Source organism: Streptomyces sp. SD31, assembly GCF_052068475.1.
Taxonomy (GTDB): domain Bacteria; phylum Actinomycetota; class Actinomycetes; order Streptomycetales; family Streptomycetaceae; genus Streptomyces.
This window is the reverse complement of sequence record NZ_JBQHCX010000025.1, coordinates 1-23,104: the sequence shown is the minus strand read 5'-3', so window position 1 is coordinate 23,104 and position 23,104 is coordinate 1. Positions and strand designations below refer to the sequence as shown.

Annotated in this window: 25 protein-coding genes and 3 pseudogenes; 14 read left to right on the top strand and 14 right to left on the bottom strand. The window is 71.9% G+C overall.

The window, feature by feature from the left end; genetic code table 11:
- The first annotated feature begins 64 nt into the window (after positions 1-64).
- Together ACTMVF_RS39245 and ACTMVF_RS39240 are read left to right on the top strand one after the other, a co-directional pair.
- Complete coding sequence (locus ACTMVF_RS39245) at positions 65-688, top strand: DNA polymerase ligase N-terminal domain-containing protein (RefSeq protein WP_441275872.1); 624 nt, start codon at positions 65-67, stop codon at positions 686-688.
- A 78-nt stretch (positions 689-766) separates the two neighbouring features.
- On the top strand, positions 767-1,201 hold the full coding sequence (locus ACTMVF_RS39240; RefSeq protein ID WP_302003347.1) for a cupin domain-containing protein: 435 nt from the start codon (positions 767-769) through the stop codon (positions 1,199-1,201).
- A 17-nt stretch (positions 1,202-1,218) separates the two neighbouring features.
- Here the strand turns inward: ACTMVF_RS39240 and ACTMVF_RS39235 are convergent, their stop codons facing one another.
- Positions 1,219-3,555, bottom strand: a complete 2,337-nt coding sequence (locus ACTMVF_RS39235) for a SpoIIE family protein phosphatase (RefSeq protein WP_441275871.1) — start codon at positions 3,553-3,555, stop codon at positions 1,219-1,221.
- A gap of 92 nt (positions 3,556-3,647) precedes the next feature.
- Entirely contained in the window at positions 3,648-4,295 is a 648-nt protein-coding gene (locus tag ACTMVF_RS39230; protein WP_441275870.1) for a type III effector protein, read from the bottom strand.
- A 127-nt stretch (positions 4,296-4,422) separates the two neighbouring features.
- Between ACTMVF_RS39230 and ACTMVF_RS39225 the strand changes: the two genes are divergently transcribed.
- The 3 genes from ACTMVF_RS39225 to ACTMVF_RS39215 all read left to right on the top strand — a co-directional run bounded on the left by ACTMVF_RS39225 (position 4,423) and on the right by ACTMVF_RS39215 (position 5,858).
- On the top strand, positions 4,423-4,854 hold the full coding sequence (locus ACTMVF_RS39225) for an Hsp20/alpha crystallin family protein (RefSeq protein ID WP_403337891.1): 432 nt from the start codon (positions 4,423-4,425) through the stop codon (positions 4,852-4,854).
- A gap of 100 nt (positions 4,855-4,954) precedes the next feature.
- On the top strand, positions 4,955-5,350 hold the full coding sequence (locus ACTMVF_RS39220) for a DUF2267 domain-containing protein (protein WP_441275869.1): 396 nt from the start codon (positions 4,955-4,957) through the stop codon (positions 5,348-5,350).
- Positions 5,351-5,423: 73 nt separating this feature from the next.
- Positions 5,424-5,858 (top strand): DUF2267 domain-containing protein, encoded by a 435-nt coding sequence (locus tag ACTMVF_RS39215; protein WP_441275868.1) that lies wholly within the window; start codon positions 5,424-5,426, stop codon positions 5,856-5,858.
- Positions 5,859-5,964: 106 nt separating this feature from the next.
- On the opposite strand, the gene ACTMVF_RS39210 is transcribed toward ACTMVF_RS39215, so the two are convergent.
- The 5 genes and pseudogenes from ACTMVF_RS39210 to ACTMVF_RS39190 form a co-directional block, all read right to left on the bottom strand.
- Entirely contained in the window at positions 5,965-6,423 is a 459-nt protein-coding gene (locus ACTMVF_RS39210) for a peroxiredoxin (RefSeq protein WP_441275867.1), read from the bottom strand.
- On the bottom strand, positions 6,420-6,800 hold the full coding sequence (locus tag ACTMVF_RS39205) for a DoxX family protein (RefSeq protein ID WP_441275866.1): 381 nt from the start codon (positions 6,798-6,800) through the stop codon (positions 6,420-6,422). Before ACTMVF_RS39205 ends, ACTMVF_RS39210 begins: the two co-directional genes overlap by 4 nt.
- Before the next feature lie 8 nt (positions 6,801-6,808).
- Positions 6,809-7,071: pseudogene (locus ACTMVF_RS39200) on the bottom strand (helix-turn-helix domain-containing protein); the annotation flags it as partial.
- The gene (locus tag ACTMVF_RS39195; protein ID WP_441275865.1) at positions 7,064-7,756 is read right to left on the bottom strand and encodes a response regulator transcription factor; all 693 of its coding nucleotides are present in this window, start codon (positions 7,754-7,756) and stop codon (positions 7,064-7,066) included. The pseudogene ACTMVF_RS39200 and the gene ACTMVF_RS39195, both read right to left, overlap by 8 nt.
- 78 nt (positions 7,757-7,834) lie before the next feature.
- The gene (locus ACTMVF_RS39190; protein WP_441275864.1) at positions 7,835-8,485 is read right to left on the bottom strand and encodes a TetR/AcrR family transcriptional regulator; all 651 of its coding nucleotides are present in this window, start codon (positions 8,483-8,485) and stop codon (positions 7,835-7,837) included.
- A 335-nt stretch (positions 8,486-8,820) separates the two neighbouring features.
- On the opposite strand from ACTMVF_RS39190, the gene ACTMVF_RS39185 reads away from it, so the two are divergent.
- From ACTMVF_RS39185 to ACTMVF_RS39175, 3 genes are all read left to right on the top strand, one after another.
- On the top strand, positions 8,821-9,507 hold the full coding sequence (locus tag ACTMVF_RS39185; protein WP_441275863.1) for a response regulator transcription factor: 687 nt from the start codon (positions 8,821-8,823) through the stop codon (positions 9,505-9,507).
- A 101-nt stretch (positions 9,508-9,608) separates the two neighbouring features.
- Positions 9,609-10,589, top strand: a complete 981-nt coding sequence (locus ACTMVF_RS39180; protein ID WP_441275862.1) for an ATP-dependent DNA ligase — start codon at positions 9,609-9,611, stop codon at positions 10,587-10,589.
- 180 nt (positions 10,590-10,769) lie between these two features.
- Entirely contained in the window at positions 10,770-11,546 is a 777-nt protein-coding gene (locus ACTMVF_RS39175) for an NPP1 family protein (RefSeq protein ID WP_441275861.1), read from the top strand.
- A gap of 56 nt (positions 11,547-11,602) precedes the next feature.
- On the opposite strand, the gene ACTMVF_RS39170 is transcribed toward ACTMVF_RS39175, so the two are convergent.
- The gene (locus ACTMVF_RS39170; RefSeq protein ID WP_441275860.1) at positions 11,603-12,622 is read right to left on the bottom strand and encodes a DUF5937 family protein; all 1,020 of its coding nucleotides are present in this window, start codon (positions 12,620-12,622) and stop codon (positions 11,603-11,605) included.
- 142 nt (positions 12,623-12,764) lie between these two features.
- Between ACTMVF_RS39170 and ACTMVF_RS39165 the strand changes: the two genes are divergently transcribed.
- Both ACTMVF_RS39165 and hemC read left to right on the top strand, forming a co-directional pair.
- Complete coding sequence (locus tag ACTMVF_RS39165) at positions 12,765-13,991, top strand: MFS transporter (RefSeq protein ID WP_441275859.1); 1,227 nt, start codon at positions 12,765-12,767, stop codon at positions 13,989-13,991.
- A gap of 17 nt (positions 13,992-14,008) precedes the next feature.
- Positions 14,009-14,944, top strand: coding sequence for a hydroxymethylbilane synthase (gene hemC / locus ACTMVF_RS39160; RefSeq protein ID WP_441275858.1), 936 nt, complete (start codon positions 14,009-14,011; stop codon positions 14,942-14,944).
- 63 nt (positions 14,945-15,007) lie between these two features.
- On the opposite strand, the gene ACTMVF_RS39155 is transcribed toward hemC, so the two are convergent.
- The 3 genes and pseudogenes from ACTMVF_RS39155 to ACTMVF_RS39145 all read right to left on the bottom strand — a co-directional run.
- Positions 15,008-15,529: a hypothetical protein gene (locus ACTMVF_RS39155; protein WP_441275857.1), complete on the bottom strand. Its 522-nt coding sequence runs from the start codon at positions 15,527-15,529 to the stop codon at positions 15,008-15,010.
- A 232-nt stretch (positions 15,530-15,761) separates the two neighbouring features.
- Positions 15,762-16,231: pseudogene (locus ACTMVF_RS39150) on the bottom strand (ATP-binding cassette domain-containing protein); the annotation flags it as partial.
- Positions 16,194-16,519 (bottom strand): annotated as a pseudogene (locus ACTMVF_RS39145) (MarR family winged helix-turn-helix transcriptional regulator); the annotation flags it as partial. The pseudogenes ACTMVF_RS39150 and ACTMVF_RS39145, both read right to left, overlap by 38 nt.
- Before the next feature lie 309 nt (positions 16,520-16,828).
- Between ACTMVF_RS39145 and ACTMVF_RS39140 the strand changes: the two are divergent.
- The gene (locus ACTMVF_RS39140; RefSeq protein ID WP_441275856.1) at positions 16,829-17,620 is read left to right on the top strand and encodes a SigB/SigF/SigG family RNA polymerase sigma factor; all 792 of its coding nucleotides are present in this window, start codon (positions 16,829-16,831) and stop codon (positions 17,618-17,620) included.
- 15 nt (positions 17,621-17,635) lie between these two features.
- Here ACTMVF_RS39140 and ACTMVF_RS39135 read toward each other — a convergent pair whose 3' ends face one another.
- Positions 17,636-17,968 (bottom strand): ANTAR domain-containing protein, encoded by a 333-nt coding sequence (locus ACTMVF_RS39135; protein ID WP_441275855.1) that lies wholly within the window; start codon positions 17,966-17,968, stop codon positions 17,636-17,638.
- A gap of 170 nt (positions 17,969-18,138) precedes the next feature.
- Between ACTMVF_RS39135 and ACTMVF_RS39130 the strand changes: the two genes are divergently transcribed.
- Entirely contained in the window at positions 18,139-18,942 is an 804-nt protein-coding gene (locus tag ACTMVF_RS39130) for a VOC family protein (protein WP_441275854.1), read from the top strand.
- An 85-nt stretch (positions 18,943-19,027) separates the two neighbouring features.
- On the opposite strand, the gene glgX is transcribed toward ACTMVF_RS39130, so the two are convergent.
- Positions 19,028-21,172, bottom strand: a complete 2,145-nt coding sequence (gene glgX, locus ACTMVF_RS39125) for a glycogen debranching protein GlgX (RefSeq protein WP_441275853.1) — start codon at positions 21,170-21,172, stop codon at positions 19,028-19,030.
- Positions 21,169-21,681, bottom strand: a complete 513-nt coding sequence (locus ACTMVF_RS39120; protein WP_441275852.1) for a pep a2 — start codon at positions 21,679-21,681, stop codon at positions 21,169-21,171. Before ACTMVF_RS39120 ends, glgX begins: the two co-directional genes overlap by 4 nt.
- A 299-nt stretch (positions 21,682-21,980) precedes the next feature.
- Here ACTMVF_RS39120 and ACTMVF_RS39115 point away from each other — a divergent pair, with 299 nt between their 5' ends.
- Both ACTMVF_RS39115 and ACTMVF_RS39110 read left to right on the top strand, forming a co-directional pair.
- Positions 21,981-22,283, top strand: a complete 303-nt coding sequence (locus ACTMVF_RS39115; RefSeq protein ID WP_441275851.1) for a DUF5133 domain-containing protein — start codon at positions 21,981-21,983, stop codon at positions 22,281-22,283.
- A gap of 70 nt (positions 22,284-22,353) precedes the next feature.
- On the top strand, positions 22,354-23,104 hold a 751-nt coding region (locus ACTMVF_RS39110; RefSeq protein ID WP_441275850.1), incomplete at its 3' end, for a maltotransferase domain-containing protein.

Genomic DNA, 23,104 nt, shown 5'->3' with positions numbered 1-23,104 from the left:
GAGCTGCGCGCGGGCGTCGGCGGCGCCTCGCAGGGTACTCGGGACGCTCGGAAAGGAGGCCCTCGTGGGTGAGAAGGACCGGCTTCGGGACTACCACGGCAAGCGTGACTTCGGGCGGACCGGGGAGCCGCGGGGGCGTGCGGCGGCCTCCGGCCAGGAGCCGCGGTTCGTGGTGCAGATCCATGACGCCCGCACCCTGCACTTCGACTTCCGGCTCCAGGTGGACGACGTACTGAAGTCCTGGTCGGTGCCGAAGGGGCCCTCCGACGATCCGCACGACAAGCGGCTCGCCATGCCCACCGAGGACCATCCGCTGGAGTACGAGGAGTTCGAGGGTGTGATCCCGAAGGGCGAGTACGGCGGCGGCACGGTGATCGTCTGGGACAACGGCACGTACGAGCCGATGAGCCATGACCGCAAGGGGCGGCCCGTCGACTTCGGCGAGTCGCTTGAGCGCGGTCATGCCACGTTCCGGCTGAGCGGGTCGAAGCTGCACGGCGAGTACGCGCTCACCCGGATCCGTGACGGGCAAGGCGGTGAGCGGGAGGCGTGGCTGCTGGTGAAGGCCCGCAAGGGCCGGGCCCGCGGGCACGGCACGCCCGACCCGTACCGGGCCCGTTCGGTGCGGACCGGGCGCACGCTCGCCCAGGTAGCCGCGGACGGCGTCGACGAAAAAACCGGCAGATAATTCGGTTCCGGCCTCAACTACCTTTCCCTGCCTCTATGTTCACGGCGACATCCGCTCTCGCCGCAGGAGGCTCCTCGTATGCGCACCGCGCTCCGCACCGCCGTCACCGGCGCCGTGGCCGCCGCCACCGTCTTCGTCGCCGGGCCCGCCCAGGCGACCCCGCCCGGGCCCGGCGTCACCGCACGGACGATCAGCCAGAAGACCGTCGGCGACACCGACTACATCCTTCGGGAGATCACCATTCCGCCGGGTCAGGCCACCGGCTGGCACTACCACGACGGGCCCCTCTACGCCTTCACCCAGCAGGGCACGCTCAGCCACTACGACTCCACCTGCGCCTCCGACGGCGTCTACCCGCAGGGCAGTTTCATCCAGGAACCGGCCGGCCCCGGGAACGTCCACATAGGCCGCAACCTGGGGGACACGGCGGTCGTCCTCGACGTGCTCTATGTACTGCCGCACGGCGCGCCGTTCTCCCAGGACGCGCCGAACCCGGGCTGCCCGTTCCAGTGAGCGCGGCGCGGGGGTGATCACAGCGGCGGCAGCGGCTGTTCGGCCCAGATGGTCTTGCCGCTGCCGGTCTGCCGGCTCCCCCAGCGCTGGGTGAGCTGGGCGACCAGCAGCAGTCCGCGGCCGCCCTCGTCGTAGGCGTGGGCCCGGCGCAGATGCGGGGACGTGGAACTGCCGTCGGAGACCTCGCAGATGAGGGTGCGGTCGCGGATCAGGCGGAGCTGGATGGGGGGTGCGCCGTACCGGATGGCGTTGGTGACGAGTTCGCTGACGACGAGTTCGGTGACGAAGGCGGCCTCGTCCAGTCCCCAGGCGGTCAGTTGCTCCGTGGCGGCCTGTCGGGTGGCCGCCACGTGCTCCGGGTCCGGCAGTACGTCCCAGGTGGCGATGCGGTCCGCGCCCAGGGCCCGGGTGCGGGCCAGCAGCAGGGCCACGTCGTCGCTGGGGTCCTCCGGCAGGACGGCCTTCAGCACGGTGTCGCACAGGGCGTCGAGGGTGTCGGCGGGCGCGGTCAGCGCGCGGCACAGTTCGGCGATGGCGTGGTCGATGTCGCGGTCGCGGTCCTCGATGAGGCCGTCCGTGTACAGGGCGACCAGGGAGCCCTCGGGCAGCTCCACCTCCACCGCCTCGAAGGGCAGCCCGCCGACCCCGAGCGGGGGTCCGACGCTCATCTCGACGACCTGCGTGGTGCCGTCGGGCAGGACGAGGGCCGGCGATGGATGGCCGGCGGCGGCCAGGGTGAGGCGGCGGGAGACGGGGTCGTAGACGGAGTACAGGCAGGTGGCGCCCAGTTCGGCGACCTCCTCGCTGTCCTCCCCGGCCAGGTGGGTGACCAGGTCGTCCAGATGGGTGAGGAGCTCGTCGGGCGGCAGGTCCACGTCGGCGAGGGTGCGTACGGCCGTGCACAGGCGGCCCATGGTGGCCGACGACGGGATGCCGTGTCCGACGACGTCGCCGACGACGAGGGCGACACGGCCGCCGGACAGCGGGATCACGTCGAACCAGTCGCCGCCGATGCCGGCCTGCGATCCGGACGGACGGTAGCGGTGGGCCACCTCGACGGCCGCCTGCCCGGGCAGGCCCCGCGGCAGCAGATTGTGCTGCAGGGCCAGCGCGGTGGTGCGTTCCCGGTCGAAGCGGCGGGCGTTGTCGATGCAGACGGCGGCCCGGCTGGCGAGTTCCTCGGCGAAGACGGCGTCGTCGGTGACGTATTCGTCCGGCTGCCTGATGCGCACGGCCACCACGACGCCGAGCGTGGTGCCGCGGGCCCGCAGCGGCGCCGCCATCATGGAGTGGGCGCCGACGCGGTGGCTCCGGCCTGCCGGAGCGCGCGCGTTGCGCTCCGCCACCCAGCGCATGAACGCCGGCTCACCCGCCTGGCTGAGGACCACCTGGCCGTCCAGGATGGCCCGCGCGGGCGGCGAGAACGGCGGGTAGAAGTCCACCTCGCCCAGGTGCACGGCCGCTTCCGGGGTGCCCTCGGTGCCGGAGCCGTGGGCGACACGGCGCAGCGCGATCTCGGTGCCGGCCAGCGCCGGCGCCTCCTCCGCGCCCAGGACCCAGTCGAACAGGTCCACGCTGGCGAAGTCCGCGAACCGGGGCACCATGATCCCGACCAGCTCCTCCGCCGTGCGCACCAGGTCCAGGGTGGTGCCGATGGCGGCCGCCGCCTCGTTCAGCAGGGCCAGCCGCTGCCGCGCCCAGTACTGCGCGGTGCTGTCGAACGCGGCCAGCGCGGTCCCGACCAGTCGGCCCGAGGAGTCCCGCACCGGCCACATGTCGGTGGTCCAGGCATGTTCCCGGTTCAGGGCCGGGGCGCCGGTGAAGCTCTCGTAGCGCAGCGGCCTGCCCGTCTCGGCGACCTGGCGCAGATGCCGCAGAAAGCCTCGGCTGTGTACCTCGTCCTCCACGGTCTCCGGGAAGGGGCGGCCGAGCAGGACCTCCTCGGGTACGCCCATGACCTTGCAGGCGGCTTCGTTGAGCCGCAGGTAGCGCTGGTCGGTGTCGAAGACGGACATCGACATGGACGCCTGCTGGAAGGCCTGCTCCGCGAGGGTGGGCTCGGCCCGGCCGGACGGCACGGTGGTGATCACGTATCCGCCGGGCCCGCCGTCGTCGCCGAGCAGGACGCATGCCGTCACGTTCAGGGCGACGGGCGAGCCGTCCCGGTGACGCACCACGGCGGTGCCGGCCAGCGCGGCCACGGCCTCGGGCGGCGGCTGCTCGGCGAGCAGCTCGCGCACCGGCCGCCCCAGGGTTTCCTCGGCCGTCAGCCCCGTCAGCCGCCGGGCGCCCTCGCTCCACCCGGTGACGACACCGTGGGCATCGATGATCGCCGCAGCGGAGACGTGCTCCATATCGTCCAGGATGAGTCCTGAGCCGCACCGCATCAACCGCGATGCCCGATCGGTCGGTGACTGATTGCTGGCTGCAGGTCGCCGTGCGGTCGTCAGTCGGGCGTGGTGGATGAGTTCGTGAGGGTGTCGAGCTCGGCGGCGAGGTCGGGGTGGGCGGGTGTCAGGTGGGGGCGGGTGGCGTCGAGGGGTCGCAGGAGGGCGGCGGGGTCGTCCTGGGCGAGGGCCGTGTGGAGTTGGCCGACCGGGTGACGGGCGGCCGCGGGGAGGTCGGTGAGGGCGGTGATCCGACCGGCGATGCGGCGTAGGTCGGCGGCGTTGCGACGGGCCCAGGTGGCGATGTTGCGGTCGGCGGCGCGCCGCTCGCGGGTGGCCTGGACGCGTTGTTCGCCGGTGGTGCCGGCGGGGCCGGGCCGGTTGCGCAGGTAGCGGCGTTCGGCGGCCTGGCGGCTGGCGACGCCGAGGGGGTGGGCGAGGTCGGCCCAGCTGGCGCCGGCATCGCGGGCCGTTTCGATCAGCCCGGTCTCCCATCCGGCGAGCTGCTCGCGAATCCGCCGCAGCAGCAGGAGCGAGGCCAGGGCCTGCTCGGGGCCGGTGTGCTCGGCGTCGGTGGGGCCGGGGGGCTCGTGCTGGGCGGCGTGCAGAGCGTCGCCGATGGCTTCCAGGGCCGCCGCGGCGGCGAGGAACGAGGTTGGGGTCTGACTGCCGGCGCTGGACGAGGCCGGCTGGTCGGCTGCTGCCATGGGCACCTCCCTGGAGGTTGTCATCCTTTCGACGACATCGTGTTTGTCATCCATTGGATGACATGTTACAACGGTTTCAGCGAGGCGCATTGGCAGGTACTGCCCGAACCTTTGGAGGTGTTTCGCGATGTTGATGCGCACCGACCCCTTCCGCGAACTCGACCGGCTGACTCAGCAGCTGATGAGCCCGGGCACCTGGACGCGGCCGTCCACGATGGCGATGGACGCCTACCGCGAGGGTGACGAGTACGTGGTGGCATTCGACCTTCCAGGCGTCAGCACGGAAGCGATCGACATCGACGTCGAGCGGAACATGCTGACCGTCAGGGCCGAGCGCCGACCCGTCACGAAGGCCGACGACGTCCAGATGGAACTGTCGGAGCGGCCGCTGGGCGTCTTCTCCCGCCAGATCGTGCTGGCCGACACGCTGGACACCGAGCACATCAAGGCCGACTACGACGCCGGGGTGCTGACCCTGCGCATCCCGATCGCCGAGCGCGCCAAGCCCCGCAAGATCGCCATCGGCGGGGACTCCTCCCGCAAGGAAATCTCCGGCTGACCCGGGGCGACCCGGGCCGATCAGCGGCGGAGGACGGGCACCTGATCCGGGACTCCCCCGTCCTCCGCGCCCGCCGGGCTCGAGAAGGGTGGCGGCCGACGTGACCTTGCGATGGGACGCGTTCCTGGACCGTGTGAGGGAACGCGGCGAATACGACAGCCGGCAGGAAGCGGAACGCGCGGCCCGCGTGGTGCTCGGCCTGCTCGGCGCACACCTGGTCGGCGAGGTGCGTGCCCAGCTGGCGGCGCGACTTCCGGAAGACTTCGCCCTGATCCTGCTCAACCCGCTGCAGAGCGCCGAACCGCTGTCCCCTGAGCGGTTCGTACGGGCGACGGCGGCCTGGATCGAGGGGGCCACCGACCGGACCGCGGCCTGGGACGTCGGCGCCGTCCTCAGCACGGTCGCCGACGCGGCCGGCGACGACCTGCTCAACCAGATCCTGCTCCAGCTCCCCGCAGGCTACGACCTGCTCTTCGGCCGACCCCAGCCCACCTGAACAGCCGCGTGCCCGCGTCGCCCACGGCGGGCACCGGCGACCCCAAAACGACAGAAAGGCAAACACCGCAGTGATGTCCGACCGGCGTGCACCGCTTCAGCACCCCTGCGCGATGACGTTCGAGCACATGCTGGAGAAGGTCCGTTACGAAGGCGCCTACCCCACCCGGGAACGGGCCGAGGAAGCCGTCCGCCTGGTCGTGGCGGGACTCGGGCGCCAGTTGACGGGCGACGAACGCGTCGAACTGGCCGCCCGCCTGCCCCTCGAGGCGGCCCGCATCCTCACCGAACAGATCCCCGACACCCAGCCCCTCACCGGCTGGTCCTTCGTCAAGGACCTCGCCGCCCGAACCGGCGCCACCCTGGCCACCACCCGCTGGGACACCGGCTCCGTCCTCACCACCGTCGCCGCTCTGGCCGGCCCCGAACTGCTCACCCGGATCCTGGACCAGCTCCCCTCGGGCTACGCCCTGCTGTTCGGCCGCGCCGAACTCACCCAAGCCGCCTGACTCTGCGGCTTCCCTGGGCCCGCGAGGGCGGCCGAACGGGCAGGACGGCGTTCGAGGCGCCCCCGGCGCCGGCCATCCCGCGGGTCCCGCCCTCCAGGCACCCCCGCTAGCCGCGCAGTGCGGCGAGGGCCCGGTCGGCGTGGGTGTTCATGCGCAGTTCGCTGCGGACGATCTCCAGGACCGTGCGGTCCTGCCCTATGACGAAGGTGACCCGCTTGGTGGGGGCCAGCGAGAAGCCGCGTGTCACGCCGAAGCGGTCCCGGACCGTCCCGTCCGCGTCGGAGAGCAGCGGGATGCCGAGCGTGTGCCGGTCGGCGAACTCCTGCTGCCGTTCGACCGCGTCGCCGCTGATGCCGACGGGCCGGGCTCCGACGGCGGCGAACTCGGCGGCGAGATCACGGAAGTGGCAGGCCTCCGCGGTGCAGCCCGGGGTGAGGGCGGCGGGGTAGAAGAAGAGCACCACCGGCCCTTCGGCGAGCAGCTCGGTGAGGTTGCGGGTGGTGCCCGTCTCGTCCGGCAGTGCGAAGTCCTCGACCTTGTCGCCGACCTTCAGCTGTGCGCTCATGCCTGGGCCTCCGCACTCTTCGCGACCCCGCGCGCCCACAGCACGAGGGGGATCTGCAGGGGCAGCCGGCCGATGGCGGCGGCCTTCTGCGGGACGGGGCGGTGGCGCCAGTCGACGGCCATCTTCACGTTCGCGGGGAACACGCCGACGAAGAAGGCCGCCGTGGCCAGTGCGGCGGCCTTGCGGGTACGCGGCAGCGCCACCCCGGCCGCCAGCGCGAGCTCGGCGACGCCACTGGCGTACGTCCAGGTCCGGGGCGTCCCCGGCAGGGCGCTCGGCACGGTCGCGTCGAACTGCCGTGGGGTGGCGAAGTGGGCGACGCCCGCGGCGGCCAGCAGGCCGGCGAGCAGCAGGGGCGAACGTTCGGACCGGGGCACGGATCCTCCTAGGGTGACCTGCCGCCGGATGCTACCGGAGGGTAGATCACGACCCGGCAGCCGCCCCGGTCGCCACCGGCTCTGCTCGGTGCGGCGGTTGCGGGTTCGGGCGGGTACCCACAGGACCGGCGGAAGACGTCGATAAGGCGCTGGCGGAGGACCAGCCGCAGCGGTGGGCGTCGGTCGTGACGGGCGGGTCCTCGGCGAGCAGCCGCAGCGCGTGGCAGAGGCGCGACTGGGTGCGCCACTGCGGCAAGGTCATGTCACGCTCGGTCAGGACTGTCTGACCCGGCAGTTGGGCACCGCGAGCAGTGTGGCGCTGGGGCTGACGGTGAGCGTGGGCGGTCTCTTCGCATCGGCCGTCGGAGCGCCGGCCGACGCCACGTCTTTGCGGACCGCGCATAAGCGAAACCGCGGCGCGTGTGGATCAGCGCCGGGTCGTCGTCCCGGTCCACCTTGCGGCGCAGGCGGGAGACGAGCTGCTCGGTCGCGTTGTCGTCGCGGTGGTCGCCCCAGACATGGCGTCCGATCTGCTCCTTGGACAGCACCCGGTGCGCGTTGCCCAGGAGGAGCGCCCGCGTCCCGCGCCGGGCCCGGCACACGGTGTCGTCCAGCACGAGGTCGCCGTACTCCAGCGGGTTGCCTCTGGGCGGGCCGGTGCGGGGGCCGCGCAGCAGCACCTGGATCCTGGCGAGGACTTCGGCCACCCGGAACGGCTTGGTGACGTAGTCCCGCTCCCCCAGGCCGAGTTCGGGCACGAGCCGGTGCAGGTGGTCGTACTCGGTGAGGAGGACGGGCGGGCGGTGCGGGACGGCGGGTCGGCGCTCCCGGCCCGGGTTCGCCACGTCCGGCAGGGTGGTGCCGAGGACCACCAGGTCGAAGCGGTGCCGTGCGACGCGGGGCGGGTTTGTCGCCGGGGGCACCGTCCAGGGGCGCGGCCTCTGCCGAGGGCTCATGACCGGCCGAGGCTGCCGCCGCGGCGGCGGCCTGGGCCAAGAGTCGCTTTCACGGTCGTACTCCTTGTGCGGCGGCGGTCAGCGGCCGGGTGAGACGGGTGCCAGCCACATGCCCACGACGGCGTCGGCGAGGCCCGTGGCGGCGTCGTCCCAGCTGGACCGAGGGGTGGGGGTGTTCTCGGCGAGGGCGCGCTCACGCTCGGCGGCCACGTGGACGACCAGGTGGCGGACCATCTCGCCGCGCTCGGCGCGGACCTCGGCGGGGAGGTCGGGCAGGCACCGGTTCAGCCCTTCGATGATCTCCTGGAGGGCCGGGGAGGCGAGGGCCTCCTCGACCATGATCCGGTGCAGGGCCGGATCGGCGACGACCTGGGCGCAGAACCGCGCGTACCAGGTGGGGCTGCCCAGTGCGGCGAGGTGTTCGAGCGCCGGGCGGACCAGGCAGTCCACCCAGCCACGCAGGTCGTCCGGGTCCGCGAGGTCGGCGACCAGGCGGGCACGGATGTCCTCGATGCGCGTGGCGTGCCGCCGGACGATGGCGCGGACCAGGTCGGTCTTGGTGCCGAAGTGGTAGCCGACCGCGGTGTTGTTGCCCTGCCCCGCGGCCTCGCTGACCCGGCGGTTGGACACCGCGGACACGCCGTGTTCGGCGAAGAGCCGCTCGGCCGCGGTCAGCAGCAGCTCCCGCGTCGCGTTGACCTGTTCCTCGCGCAAAGTCCTGCTCGCCATGATCACCACCGCACGGGACTTCCCACACCCCTGCGACGGCCAGTCCCTCGAGCCGTCGCGGGTTCGCACACCTACAATCTAAGTCACGTGATTGAACGACGCGGTGGAGTTGCCGGTGCGTGGGGTGAGGACGGGCCCTGCTCCCCCTCGGGGATGACCTTGCCCGTGGCGCGTACTGCGTTCCGAGTACCGGCGAATGTCGGCAGACGCACGACGACGTGCCGGGCCGTTCCCTGGACCCTGGCAGATGTCCGAGGCGGGAAGATCTCTCGTTCGCCGGCACCGCACCCTGCCGCACCCGCACCCGACCGCTCCGGAACCGGAAGACCCCGCCCATGACCATCCGCGTACTGCTCGTCGACGACCAGGCCCTGCTGCGGGCCACCTTCCGGATCCTGATCGACTCCTGCGCGGACATGGCGGTGGTCGGCGAGGCCGCCGACGGCGCCGAGGCCCTCGATCTCGCCCGGGCCCACCGCCCGGACCTGGTCCTGATGGACATCCGCATGCCCGGCACCGACGGACTGGCCGCCACGTCCGCGATCTGCGCGGATCCGGACCTCGCGGCGGTGCGCGTGCTGATCCTGACCACGTTCGAGATCGACGAGTACGTCGCGCAGGCGCTGCGGGCCGGGGCGAGCGGCTTCCTCGGCAAGGACGTCACCGCGGACGTGCTGCTCGACGGTATCCGGACCGTGGCCGCCGGCGAGTCCCTGCTCTCCCCCACCGCCACCCGCACGCTGATCACACGGTTCCTGGCCTCGCCCACCGAGAGCTCGCAGTCGGTCGCGCCCGAGCACCTCGCCGCTCTCACCGCCCGGGAGCGGGAGGTCATGGCCTGGGTGGCCGAGGGCCACTCCAACGAGGAGATCGCCGAGAAGCTCTTCGTCAGCCCGCTGACCGTGCGCACCCACGTCCACCGTGCCATGACGAAGCTGGGCGCCCGCGACCGTGCCCAACTCGTCGTCATGGCCTACCAGTCGGGTCTGGTGCGGGCCGTGCCGCCGAACGGGGACGGCTGACCGCCCTTGCGCTGTCCGGGGGACAGCCGCCTCGGCCGCCGTTCAGGGGAAAACGACGGCGGGGGCGCGTGGCGGCGGGCGGGACCGTCGACAACTGACCCGTGAGTCTGCCGCTGATCCCTCCCATGCTCGCCACGCCCGGCACCCTGCCGCCCGCCGCGCAGGACGCGCGCTGGGCGTACGAGACCAAGCAGGACGGCCAGCGCGCGGTGGTCTATCTGGAAGGCGACGGCAGCCTGCTGCTGCGTGCCCGTTCCGGCGAGGACATCACGGCCGCCTACCCCGAACTGGGGCCGCTGGGCAGCGCGCTCGGCACCACCCGCGCCGTACTGGACGGGGAGATCCTGGCGCTGGACGAACAGGGCCGCGCCGACTTCCAGTTGCTGCAGTCCCGCATGGGCCTGGCGCACGCGCCGACACGCGCCGCGCGGATGGCCGCTCACACCCCCGTCCATCTGGTCCTGTTCGACGTGATGCACCTGGCGGGCCGCTCGCTCCTCACGCTGCCCTACACCCGGCGGCGCGGGCGGCTGGAGGAGCTGGGCCTGAGCGGGCCGTTCTGGTCGACGCCGGGCGCGCTGGTCGGACACGGCGCCGAGGCCCTGCGGGCGACGCTGGAGCACGGGCTGGAGGGGCTCGTCTGCAAGCGGCTGGACTCGGTGTACGAGCCGGGGGTGCGCTCCCGCGCCTGGATCAAGATCCGCAACATGCGCACGGAGGACGTCATCGTCGGGGGCTGGCTGCCCGGCAAGGGACGACTCACGGGCCTGCCGGGCGCGGTACTGGTCGGACAGCGCGCGGCCGGAAGTCTGCGGTACGTCGGCGGCGTGGGCACCGGCTGGAGCGAGGCGGAACGGACGCGGCTGGCCGAGCTGTTGCGGGCGTCCGAGACGGACACCTGCCCCTTCGACCCCGCCCCGCGCGCGGTCGGCGCGCACTGGGTGCTGCCCCGGCTGGTCGGCGAGGTCCGCTACAGCGTCCGCACCCGGTCCGGCATGCTGCGCCAGCCGTCCTGGCTGCGGCTCAGGCCGGACCTCGCACCGGAGGACGCGGCGGCCGACCTGCCGGACGACGGTGTGTGAGGCGACTCCAGCCCCCAAGTGCCCGGCCTTCCCCACGGGGTTCGACCCGCCCCGACTGTTGCACTGATCGTTACCACAGGTACGCCCGTGACTCTTGGCACGGAAGTGAAAAGCCAGGATCCTGAACTGCCTTTCCCCCCATAGCCGTTGTGGCTGCGCCCGAGCCAGGAGGAGGACGCAGTGTCGTCACAGACGTTCCGTACCCAGCGCAGGAGATGGCTCACCGGTCTTGCCGGTGCCGCCGCCCTCGTCATCGCCTTCCCCGCCGTGGCCTTCGCGGCCCCGCCGCCGGCGCTGCCCGCCAACGCCGACACGGCCGAGAGGACGTACCAGCCGGCCTACGACTACGACACCGACGGCTGCTACTCCACCCCCGCCATCGGCCCGGACGGAACCGTCAACGGCGGTCTCAATCCGACCGGTTCGCTCAGCGGCGACTGCCGTGACGCCTCGGACCTCGACAACACCAACGGCTACTCCCGCTACAAGTGCAACAACGGCTGGTGCGCCTACATGTACGGCCTGTACTTCGAGAAGGACCAGGCCGTGGCGGGCAGCAGCATCGGCGGGCACCGGCACGACTGGGAGCATGTCGTGGTGTGGGTGCAGAACAACGCGGTGCAGTACGTCTCGACGTCCAACCACGGCTCGTTCACGGTGAGCGCCGCGTCCTCGGTGCGCTTCGACGGCACGCACCCGAAGATCGTGTACCACAAGGACGGCGTCAGCACGCACTGCTTCCGCCTCGCGGGCTCGAACGACGAGCCGCCGGAGAACCACAAGGGCACCTGGCAGTACCCGCCGTTGGTCGGCTGGAACGGCTACCCGTCGGGCGTGCGCGACAAGCTGGTCGCCTACGACTTCGGCAGCGCCAACTTCGGCCTGAAGGACGCCAATTTCACGAACCATCTGGCGTCGGCGAAACCGTCCGGCATCGCGTTCGACCCGTACGCCTGATCGGCCCCTCGGGCTCCAGTAGGTCCTCGCCCACGGCGACGAGCGCGCGGCCGGTGTCAGCCGGCCGCCGGTCGGGCGTTCCCGTCGATGCTCCCGTCGACGAGGGCGTCTCCCAGGGCCGTTCGTCCGTACAGCACGTAGTGGCCCTGACGCCGGGACTCCAGCAGGCCGGCCTCCCGCAGGACCGAGAGGTGGGCCGACACGGTGGAGGGGGCCAGGCCGTGACGGCGGGCCAGGTCCGTCGTCGAGGACGGAGTGGTCAGGTCGGCGAGGACGGCGGCCCGCTGGTGACCGAGCAGCCGGGCGAGCGCCTCCGCCGGGCGCCGTGCGGGGACGCTGTGCAGGCGGCCCATGCCTCGGGCGGGGTAGATGACGGTCGGCTGCCAGGGCCGGGCGAAGCCGCTGACCACGTCCGGCCACACGAACACGCTCGGCATGAGCAACACCCCTCTGCCGTCGGGTGTCTGGGCGTCCGGCACATCGCTGTACCCGCGCAGCGTGAGGGTGTGGCCCGCCCAGTCGACGGCTGGATGCAGTCCGGTGAGCAGCGCGTCGAGCCCGGCGTCCGCCGCCCTGCGCGAGCGGTGCGCGATGTCCGCCTCCAGAACAGCGCGGTGGCGCGGCCAGTCCGGTGCGAGCAGGGCGTGCCAGGCCTGTTCGGTGAGGTCGGCCAGGCGCCGTACGGTGGCGGCCGGGTCGTCGAGCGCGGCGCGCCCCTGGGGTGACTCGGCGAGTCCCGGGGTGCAGTCGAGCGAGCGGGTCATCTCCGCGTGGGCCAGGTCGGGGTCGGTGGCACGCATCCGCGCCAACTCGTCCTCGATCGAGGGATACGGCTCCTGCGGCGGCGGGCCCAGGAAGTCCGGGGTGTAGCCGCCGGGCGGGGGGATGAACAGCCACAGCGGTGTCAGGTCGAGTCCGGCGACCGTACGACGCATCCGGCGCAACCAGCCTTGGTGGTAGCCGTGCCGGGCGGGCCGGCGGAGCAGGCGCAGCGCCTCGTGGGTCTGGCACAGCGGCGAGATCGCGAACCGGCAGCGCGTGAGGTCGTCGGTGCCGAGGTGCAGGGCGAGCGGCATGGCGACCCCCGTCGTGAGCAGCGATTCGTACCGGATCGAAAGCCTCGTGCCGGCCCGAGGATTCGTCCTGGAGCGAAAGAGTAGAGGCGCCCGCCGCCGACCGGCACGCTTGCCCCGACTCCCCTCTCGGAAAGGCGGATGGATGGGCAGCGTACGTCCGGCACCCTGGCGGCGTGGAGCCGTCGTCGCGGCGCTGATGCTGGCGGCATTCACGTTCAACACCACCGAGAACCTGCCGGTCGGCCTGCTCGCGCTCATGGCGGACGACCTGCGGGTCTCGCTGGCGGCCGTGGGCGCCCTGGTGACCGGGTACGGCCTGACCGTGGCGGTCGTGTCGCTGCCCCTCGCCCATGCCGCCCGGTCCCTGCCACGCCGGTATCTGCTCGCGGGGCTGCTGGGGCTGCTCGCCGTGGCCAGTTGGGTGTCGGCGCTGGGAGGGGTGTCGTATGGGCTGCTGCTCGCGGCGCGGGTGGCGACGGCGACGGCGCAGGCGTTGTTCTGGTCGGTGATGGGGCCGGTCGCGGTCGGGCTGTTTCCGCCCGAGCGCCGGGGGCGGATCATCGGGCTGCTGTCCGTCGGTGGTTCCCTGGCCACGGTGGTCGGGGTGCCGGCCGGGACCTGGCTGGGCGGGCACACCGGCTGGCGGACGCCCTTCGCGCTGCTCGGGGTACTCGCGCTCGTGTCGCTCGTGACCATCGGCGTCCTGCTGCCGTTGTCCCGCCCGGAGGACGGCCACTCCGCGTACGGGGTCACCCCCGACCGGCGCGGGTTCTACGTCGTGCTGACCGTCACCGCCCTGTCGGTGACCGGTTTCTTCGCCGGGTTCACCTACGTCGTCGCCTTCCTCGACGAGGTGAGCGGGCTGGGCGAGGACGCGGTGAGCGGCGTGCTGTTCGCGTTCGGCGGGGCGGCGCTGGCCGGGGTCGCCGTGACGGGGCCACTCCTCGACCGCTTTCCGCGGGCCACGCTGGCCGTGCCGGTGGCGGCCCAGGCGGTGGCGCTGCTCGGTCTCCACGCGGCGGGCCACGTCCCGGCGGCGAGCGTCGTGCTGATCATGCTGCTCGGCGCCTCGGTCGCGACCACCTTCATGGCGTCGCAGAGCCGGGTTCTCCAGGTGGCGCCGGGTCGCACGGAGACCGCCCTCGCGGCCAACTCGGCCGCCTACAACGTGGGCATCGCCGCGGGTGCGCTGCTCGGGGGCGTCCTGCTGCCCGGGGTCGGGGTGCGCGGCACGTTCCTCGTCGGGGGGCTGCTGACGGTGGCGGCGCTGGCGGTGCTGATCCGGCCGGTGCGGGCGGGCGTCGAGGGCGGGGCGGGCGGCAAGGGCCGGGCGGGAATGGGGCGGTACCGCACGGACGCGGGGTTGTGACGGTCTATCGTGTCCACATGTCCGTCCCTGAACTGATCCGTATCGTCTCCCGTGACTCGCCCATGGCGCTCGCCCAAGTGGAGCGAGTCCGCGCCGAGTTGGCGGCCCTGCACCCCGGTGTGCGCACCGAGGTCGTGCCCGTGAAGACGACCGGCGACAAGTGGATGGGCGACCTGTCCCAGGTCGAGGGCAAGGGGGCGTTCACCAAGGAGGTGGACGCCGCGCTGCTGGCGGGCGAGGCCGATCTCGCCGTGCACTGCGTCAAGGACATCCCCGCCGACCGGCCGCTGCCCGCGGGGACGACGTTCGCCGCGTTCCTGAAGCGGGACGACGTCCGGGACGCCCTCATCCATCCCGACGGGCTGACACTGGACGAGCTGCCGGCCGGGACCCGGATCGGCACCTCCTCGGTCCGCCGCGTCGCCCAGCTGGCCGCCACCCACCCGCACCTCCAGTGCGTGCCGTTCCGCGGCAACGCCAACCGGCGGCTGGAGAAGCTGGCCGCAGGCGAGGCGGACGCGCTGCTGCTGGCGGTGGCCGGCCTGGAGCGCATCGGTCGCCCCGACGTGATCAGCGAGGTCCTCTCCCCCGAGGTGATGATGCCGCCGATCGGCGCGGGCATCCTCGCGCTCCAGTGTCGGGAGGGCGACACCGAGCTGATCGACGCGGTCAGCGGCCTCGGTGACCCGGACACCTATCGGGAGGCCACCGCCGAGCGCATGTTCCTGCATGTCCTGCAGGGGCACTGCAACAGCCCGATCGCCGGGTACGCGCGCGTGGACCGGGGCGGCGAACTGTCCCTGCGGGCCTGTGTGTTCACTCCGGACGGCAAGACGCGACTGAACGCCCACGAGTGGGCCGGCCGGCTGGACCCGGCGACGCTCGGTACGTCGGTGGCGGTCGCGCTGCTGCGTCAGGGGGCACGGGAGATCATCGACGGCATCCCGCACTGAGACATCGGGCGCGGAGGGCGTTCCCGCGTCGGACGACGCCCTCCCCCGCCGAGACGCGACGCGTCAGGCGGTGCCCTCTTCGGCCTGGTCCCGCAGGAAGTTGCTCACCTGGAGCGCGAGGCCGTCGCGCAGGGTGGCGGTGTGGGCGCCGACGGAGTTCTCCTGCAGCCCGAGGCCGCCGGTCCACAGCCGGCGGTCGGCCCACTCCTCCTCGACGCGCAGCTGGATCTGCACGTCGACCTGGCTCAGGCTCGCCTCCGGGCCCGCCGCGTACAGCACGGCGGTGGCCCGGCGCAGCGGGTAGACGTCGAAGCCCTCGATGAACTGCGAGTTGCGCCAGTCGATGAACGCCGCCTCGCCGTCACGGCCGATCCGCACGTCGATCTGGCCGTCCTCGAGGTGGATGCCGAGGTGCCGGTCGCCACGGTTCTCGACGGTGACGCGGACCCTGAAGTACGTCAGGCCTTCGGCGGCGTCGTCCCGTCCGCGCGGCGGCTCGGCGGCTTCCAGGCGGTGGACGCGGACACGCAGACCGGCATGCTCGTCGTACTCGTGCCAGTCCCCGACCACGTTCGGCTCGTACACAGTCCACCTCTCGACCTCAGAGAGCTGCTTCCTATCTTTGCGCCGTGTGCACTGTCAAATGAGCAGAATGCGCGGTGGCCAGCGCATTCGCCCCCTTGATCACCGATCAAGCCGTGGGCAGGAAGAATCCGCTTTCTGGGCCGGCGGCCGGGTTCGACCACGTGCCGCACATCACGTTGCGCACCAAGATCAGCGAGCCGGCCGGTCCAGCAGCGAGGAGTCTCCTGAAACTCTCGCCGAGTCCGCCGCCGGCGAGGTCGCGGAAGACGTCCTCCAGCGTGGGCAGCGGGTCGGTGACGGCCGCCCCGCGGCAGTCGGCGGGCGCCGGGCCCTTCCCTGAGCTCGGTCGGGGTGCCGAGGGCCCGGATGCGGCCTCGGTGGTGACCAGGACCGTCATGCCGGTGGCGGCGCGGACGGCGCCGATGTGCTCCCACACGCCGGTGCGGGCGATCGGGTCCAGGCCGATGGTCGGTTCGTCGAGGATCAGCAGGCGGGCGCGCTGACCAGGGCCTGGGCGAGTTCGAGGCGGCGGACCATGCCGCCGGGGTGGATGCCGGCGAGCTGGTCGGCGGCGTCGCTGAGGCCGACCGCGCCGGCGCCCGGCCGACATACGGTCGCCGCGGCGTCGTACCCGAAGACGTGGACCATGCCGACGGGCACTGGCAGAAGGGATCGCCGCGAGCAGCGTCTCCCGGTCCGCCTCGTCGAGGCCGGACACCTGACGTCGTACGAGATCGGCGCGCCGCTTGCGCCACTCGCCGAGCCGGGCCTCGGCCACCGGAGTGGGCAGCAGTCGGGCGGCGCGCCGGCCGGCCGGGGCCGTCTCGTGGACCAAATAGCCCTGCCGGGCCAGCTGGTGACCAGTGTCGACACCGAATTGCCCGGCAGGTACAGCTCCTTGGCCGCGTCCGAGATCCCGATGCCGGGCCGTTCCACGACCAGCCGCAACAGCTCCATTTCGGCACCGCGCAGCTGCGGGGCGGGCAGACCTCCTGCTCCGGGAAGGTCTCCTGCGTCCTGCCACCGAGTTACCTCTGCAACAGAGGTAACGGACCAAGGGACGGCAATGGCGGCCCCGTTTCTCCGCAAACACAGAGTCATTCGACGGTGACACGAAGTCGCATTCACGAAGTTTGTTTCAGTTACCCCTTCAGGGGGGAATCCACCCATATGTGCTTCGGACAGGAGGCACGTCCGTGGGAGCCGGCCCACCGGGCCCCGGGATGTCCTCCTGGGGTCCGACTCCGCGCCTCCCATGGTGTCTGTCCAGTCAGCACCTGTCTGAGGAGGTGCGCACGGATGAGTGCCACCACCAGAACGAAGCAGCATCCGCACGACGACGCCCCTGACACCGCGGAAGCGTTCGACCGGCTCGTGGGAATGCCGGACGGGCCGGAACGCAAGGCGCTCAGGGACGATCTCGTTCAGGCCTGGTTGCCCATGGCCGAGCGGATCGCCGTCCGGTTCAAGGGGCGCGGTGAATCCCTCGAGGACCTGTACCAGGTGGCCGCCCTGGGACTGGTGAAGGCCGTCGACCACTACGACCCGGCCCGCGGCCACGCCTTCGAGGCGTACGCGGTGCCCACCATCACCGGCGAGATCAAGCGGCATTTCCGCGACCACATGTGGACGCTGCACGTGCCGCGCCGGGTCCAGGATCTGCGCAACCGGGTGCGCAGCTCCGCGAAGGAGCTGTCGCAGCGGACCCCGGGGCGCGTGCCCACCGTGTCGGAGATCGCCGAGCACGCGCATCTGACCGAGGCCGAGGTGCGCACCGGCATGGAGGCCCTGGAGTGCTTCTCCGCGCTGTCGCTGGAGGCGGAGATGCCCGGCACGGACGGTTACGCGCTGGGCGACGCGCTCGGCGGTCCCGATCCGGCGTACGACGTCGTCGTCGACCGGGTGACCGTCAGCCCGTGCCTGCAGCGGCTTCCGGAGCGTGAGCGGACCATCCTCTACCTCCGCTTCTTCGGCGGGATGACCCAGAGCCGCATCGCGCAGCAGCTCGGCATCTCGCAGATGCACGTCTCCCGGTTGCTGAGCGGCTGCTTCGCCCATTTGCGCGACGAAATGCTCGTGGAAGTCCGTTGAACCCGAAGGGAGGAGTCACTCCTGGGCCGATCCCGGAATCTGCGTCGGGCCACGACGTTCGAGGGCCTCTTCGAGCTCGACGCTGATTTCGGGCGGCATCTCCCCGTCCCGGCCCCAGCGAAGAATCAGTTCCGCGACCTGGCGGAGCTTGATGTTCGTGTGCTGGGAGACGTCCTTCAGTACGGCCCACCCCTGCTCCGGCGACACCCGGCCGAGGGCGACGACCATGCCGATCGCCTGGTCCACGACGGCGTGCGAGACGACCGCCTCCTTGAGCTGGTCGATTTCCTCTTGCAGCTCGAGGATCCGGTCGGTCTCGTCTGCGGGCTCGTGCGGTACGGATGCCACGCCTCCATCCTCGCCGCTTCGCCCCCCGTGTGCCAGTGAAGCGGAGGGCCGGCCACCGTCCGTTTCGGCGCCACGCCGGGGGTAACTCGACAGGCCCCGGAGCGGTTCCGGCTGGACACTGGGAGGAGACCGGTGGCCGCCGGTCGCGCGAGAGCCAGGACGCGACTGACATGAACGACGATGCGAGAAACCCCACGGGCACGACCGACGTCGTGTCCACACACTCAGTATTCGGGGCACCCTGCTGGGTGAGCCTGACCAGCCGCGATCTCGAGGCCACCCACGAGTTCTACTCGGCCGTACTGGGCTGGCGCTGGCGGCCCGCCAAGCTCGGTGACCGCTTCTGGGTGGCCCTGGCCGACGGAATTCCGGTGGCCGGGGTCGCGGCGGTCGCCACGATGTGGCAAATGGCCGTCGCCTGGACGCCCTACTTCGCCGTGCCGAGCGCGGACGAGGCCGTGGCACGCGTCCAGGAGCGCGGCGGCACCTCGGCCGTCGGACCGCTCTCCCTGCCGCCCGGGCGTGCGGCGCTGCTGGCCGACCGTGACGGCGCGACTTTCGGCGTCTGGGAGGGCGAGCTGCACTCCAGCTGGGAGACCTGGCGGCGCGCGGCGCCCACCTTCATCCGCCTGCACACCCGCGACGCCTTCGACGCCGCCATGTTCTACGGCGAGGTCCTGGACTGGGCGACGGAGCGGCCCGGGTGCTGCGAGGTCCGCTACGAGGGCGGGGAGGTCGTGCTGCGCAGCGGCGGCGACGTCGTGGCGCGAATCGAGTCGGGTGCGCTGGAGGCGGCGCCGGATCCGACGATCCGGCCGCACTGGCAGGTTCACTTCGCGGTGGCCGACGTGGCGGGGTGTGCGCGGGCGGCGGAGCTGCATGGGGGCAGCGTGCTGTCGAAGGGGAGCGAGGAAGCTGTGCTGCGTGATCCGGATGGGGCGCAGTTCACGGTGACGTCGCGGCGAGCACGGTAGAGGGTGCGACCAGGGGGTGCCGCGCTGGGTTCGTTGTCGTCTGCGGCTTTGTTGTGGCTGGTCGCGCAGTTCCCCGCGCCCCCTTTCAGGGGCGCTTTCGCGAGGGTCTTGAGAGGAGCAGGAGGCTGCGGCGCTCCACCAGGACAGTGGTGGCCGCCTTGTACTCCGATTCGTCGGGAGGGCCCTGTGGTTCGGCGGTGTCGATCAAGAGGGTCCAGCGCTCGCCGAATGTGGCGTCCGGCAGGCGGAACTCCACCGGCTCCCAGTAGCTGTTGAGCATGAGCAGGAACGAGTCGTCCACGACGGGCTCGCCGCACCAGTCCGGTTCGGCGATCGCGTCGCCGTTGAGGAAGGCGGCGACCGAGTGGGCGTCGGAGCGTTGCCAGTCCTCGTCGGTCATCTCGCGTCCGTCGGGGAGCAGCCACACCAGGTCGGGCAGCGGCTGTTCGGGGTGGGTCGGCGTCTCTCCCTGGAAGAAGCGGCGGCGGCGCAGGACGGGGTGGGCGGCGCGCAGCGCGATGACGTAGCGGGTGAAGCCGGCGAGGTCGCGCTGGTCGTCGGTGAGCCGCCAGTCGATCCAGGAGACCTCGTTGTCCTGGCAGTAGGCGTTGTTGTTGCCGCGCTGGGTGCGGCCGAGTTCGTCGCCGTGGCCGAGCATGGGGATGCCCTGCGAGAGCAGCAGCGTGGCAATGAAGTTGCGCTGTTGGCGGGCGCGCAGTCGCAGGACGGCCGGGTCGCGGGTCTCGCCCTCGGCGCCGCAGTTCCAGGACCGGTTGTGGCTCTCGCCGTCCCGATTGCCCTCACCGTTGGCCTCGTTGTGCTTGTCGTTGTAGGAGACGAGGTCGCGCAGGGTGAACCCGTCGTGCGCGGTCACGAAGTTGACGCTGGCGCGCGGGCGTCGCCGGCTGTGCGCGTACAGGTCGGAGGAGCCGGTCAGCCGGGAGGCGAACTCGCCGAGCGAACCGGGCTCGCCGCGCCAGAAGTCCCGTACAGCGTCCCGGTACTTGCCGTTCCACTCCGACCACAGCGGCGGGAAGTTGCCCACCTGGTAGCCGCCCTCCCCCACGTCCCACGGCTCGGCGATCAGCTTGACCCTGCTGATCACCGGGTCCTGCTGGATGAGGTCGAAGAACGCCGAGAGCCGGTCCACCTCGTGGAACTGCCGGGCCAGCGTGGCCGCCAGGTCGAAGCGGAAACCGTCGACGTGCATGTCCGTGACCCAGTAGCGCAGCGAGTCCATGATCAGTTGGAGGACGTACGGGTGGCGCATCAGCAGGCTGTTGCCGGTGCCGGTGGTGTCGTAGTAGTGCGCCCAGTCGCCGTCGACCAGGCGGTAGTACGAGGCGTTGTCGATGCCGCGGAAGGAGAGGGTGGGGCCGCGCTCGTTGCCCTCGGCGGTGTGGTTGTAGACCACGTCGAGGATCACTTCGAGGCCGGCCGCGTGCAGCGACTTCACCATCGACTTGAACTCGTCGACCTGCTGACCGCGGGTGCCGTGGGCGGCGTAGCCGTTGTGCGGCGCGAAGAAGCCGATCGTGTTGTAGCCCCAGTAGTTGGACAGGCCCCGGTCGAGGAGCACACCGTCCTGGACGTACTGGTGCACCGGCATCAGCTCGACGGCGGTCACCCCGAGGTTCGTCAGGTGCTCGACGACCGCGGGGTGCGCAAGGCCCGCATAGGTGCCGCGCAGTTCCGGCGGGACGTCGGGGTGGGTGCGGGTCAGGCCCCGTACGTGCGCCTCGTAGATGACGGTGTCGGCGTACGGCCGCCCCAGCGGGCGGTCGTCGCCCCAGTCGAAGTGCGGGTCGGTCACCACACCGAGCATGGTGTGCCCGGCGCTGTCGGCCGGGGACGGGGCGCCCGGGGTGCGCTCGAAGAGCGAGGCGTGGTTGTCCACCTGGCCGTCCACCGCCCGGCTGTACGGGTCGAGCAGCAGCTTCGCCGGATTGCACCGATGGCCGAGGCCGGGGTCCCAGGGGCCGTGGACGCGGTAGCCGTAGCGCTGTCCGGGTCCGACGCCGGGCAGATACCCGTGCCACACGAAGCCGTCGACCTCGGTCAGCTCTACGACGCTGTGCCGGTCCTTGTCGTCGACGAGGACGAGCTCGACGCGTTCGGCGACCTCGCTGAACAGGGCGAAGTTCGTACCCTGTCCGTCGAAGACGGCTCCCAGCGGATAGGGGTGCCCGCTCCAGGCCGGCACCCCCTTGCCGCGTCGTCGCACGGTCACCGGGCCTCCTCCAGGACGACGTCCCGGGTGCCCGCCGCGTCGGCCACGGCGGTGACGGGCACCTCGCGGGGTACCTGAAGGGCCTCCCGCAGGTGGGGAGCGGGCGCCGTGGGCACGAGCGGGGCGCGTTCGCCGGCGCGGGCGCGCTGCGAGAACCAGATGATCTTGCTGCCGGTCTCGGTGGCACAGCAGCCCCAGCCGTCGCTCATGGCGGCGAGGTGTTGCAGACAGGCGCGCAGTTCGTGGTCCGGGCGCAGGGCGCGGTCGTTGTCGCCGATGGCGGTGATGAGGTGCTGGCCGTTCCACCACATCTCGATGGAGGTGTTCTTGTCCTTCGCGTGCTCGTCGATGGCCCGCAGCAGCATCTCCGTGCCGTGGCGGACGGGCTCGACAAGCGTCTCCAGGTCCCAGTACCGGAGGTGAGCGGCCAGAATTCGGCTGACCTGCCCCACCCGTTCGGGGCTCACTTCCACGTCGAGGTGGTAGTAGCAGGGCACTGCGGTCTTCACCGTCGTTACCTCCTCACCGCGAAAGCTCCCGCTCTCCTCGCCCCTGCGGGACGGGCCCCGAGCACGGAGCGTGAGCGCTGATCGCTTCTGAGTCACTCCAGGGTGGGGTTGGTACGCCATTCGTGCAACAGGAGCACGCATCTGAGGTAGTTGAAGAACCAACAAGACGCTGAGTCGTCAACCGTGCACCATGTGTGAAGACCTCGATGCCCGTAACGGAACCCGCGTGTGTGCGCGCAAGGGTTCCGCCCGACGGTCGGGAGACGCGTCATCGAGCAGCCCGGAAGGTGAACGGCGCCATGCTGCTACCGGCCAAAGCCGAAGTCGCTCGGCAACTGCGGCGTTATCGGGCCTGGGAGCGCGCCATGCTCGCGGCCCCTGCCGACCACACGGTGCGCGCCACCTTCGAGGACGCCGGCTACACCCTGTGTGTGCTGATGGGCAAGCGCTGCGCGCGCGAGGCCGCGGACGCGGCGGAACGCTATCTGCGCGTCACCCTGGCGGCCTACCTCCGGGAGCAGGACGAGCGGCCCCGCTTGGGCGCCACCGCGCGCCGGGGCCCACCGAGATCACGGCGGTGGCGTTTCGTTGCCGGGAAGTAGACACCTTCCGGCGCAGCTTCGACCCCCGGCCGGGCCTGGTGCCCGGCCTCGAGCACGGCGGAGGTGAACCATGGGCAGGACCAAGACGAAGACCCGGACCAGGACCGGGACGATCGGCCGCATCCCGGTACGGGACGTACAGCCGGCCGTGGAGTGCGGCAGGCATCCGGCGAAGGCCGTCGCGGGAGAGACCTTCGAGGTCACCGCCGCCGTGTTCCGCGAAGGCCATGACGCCGTGGCCGCCAATGTCGTGCTGACCGATCCCGACGGCCGCCTGGGCCCGTGGACGCCGATGCATGAACTGGCCCCGGGCAGCGACCGCTGGGGCGCCAAGGTGACGCCGTCGTCGGTGGGCCACTGGACCTTCCAGGTGGAGGCCTGGAGCGACCCGGTGGCCACGTGGCGCCACACCGCCCGGATCAAGGTTCCGGCCGGGATCGACGTCGGGCTCGTCCTGGAGGAGGGCAGCGAGCTGTACGAGCGTGCGGCGGCCGCGGTGCCCGACGAGGCGGGGCGGGCGACCGTGCTGGCCGCCGCGGAGGCGTTGCGGGACGACTCACTGCCGCCCGCGTCACGGCTGGAGGCGGCGTTCGCGGCGAACGTGGATGCGGTGTTGGGGCGGTATCCGTTGCGGGATCTGGTCACCGCGTCGGATCCGCTGCCGCTGCTGGTGGAGCGGGAGCGGGCCCTGTACGGCTCCTGGTACGAGTTCTTCCCCCGCTCCGAAGGCACCCCGCAGCACCTCCACGGCACCTTCCGCACCGCCGCGCGCCGGCTCCCGGCGATCGCCGCGATGGGCTTCGACGTGGTCTACCTGCCGC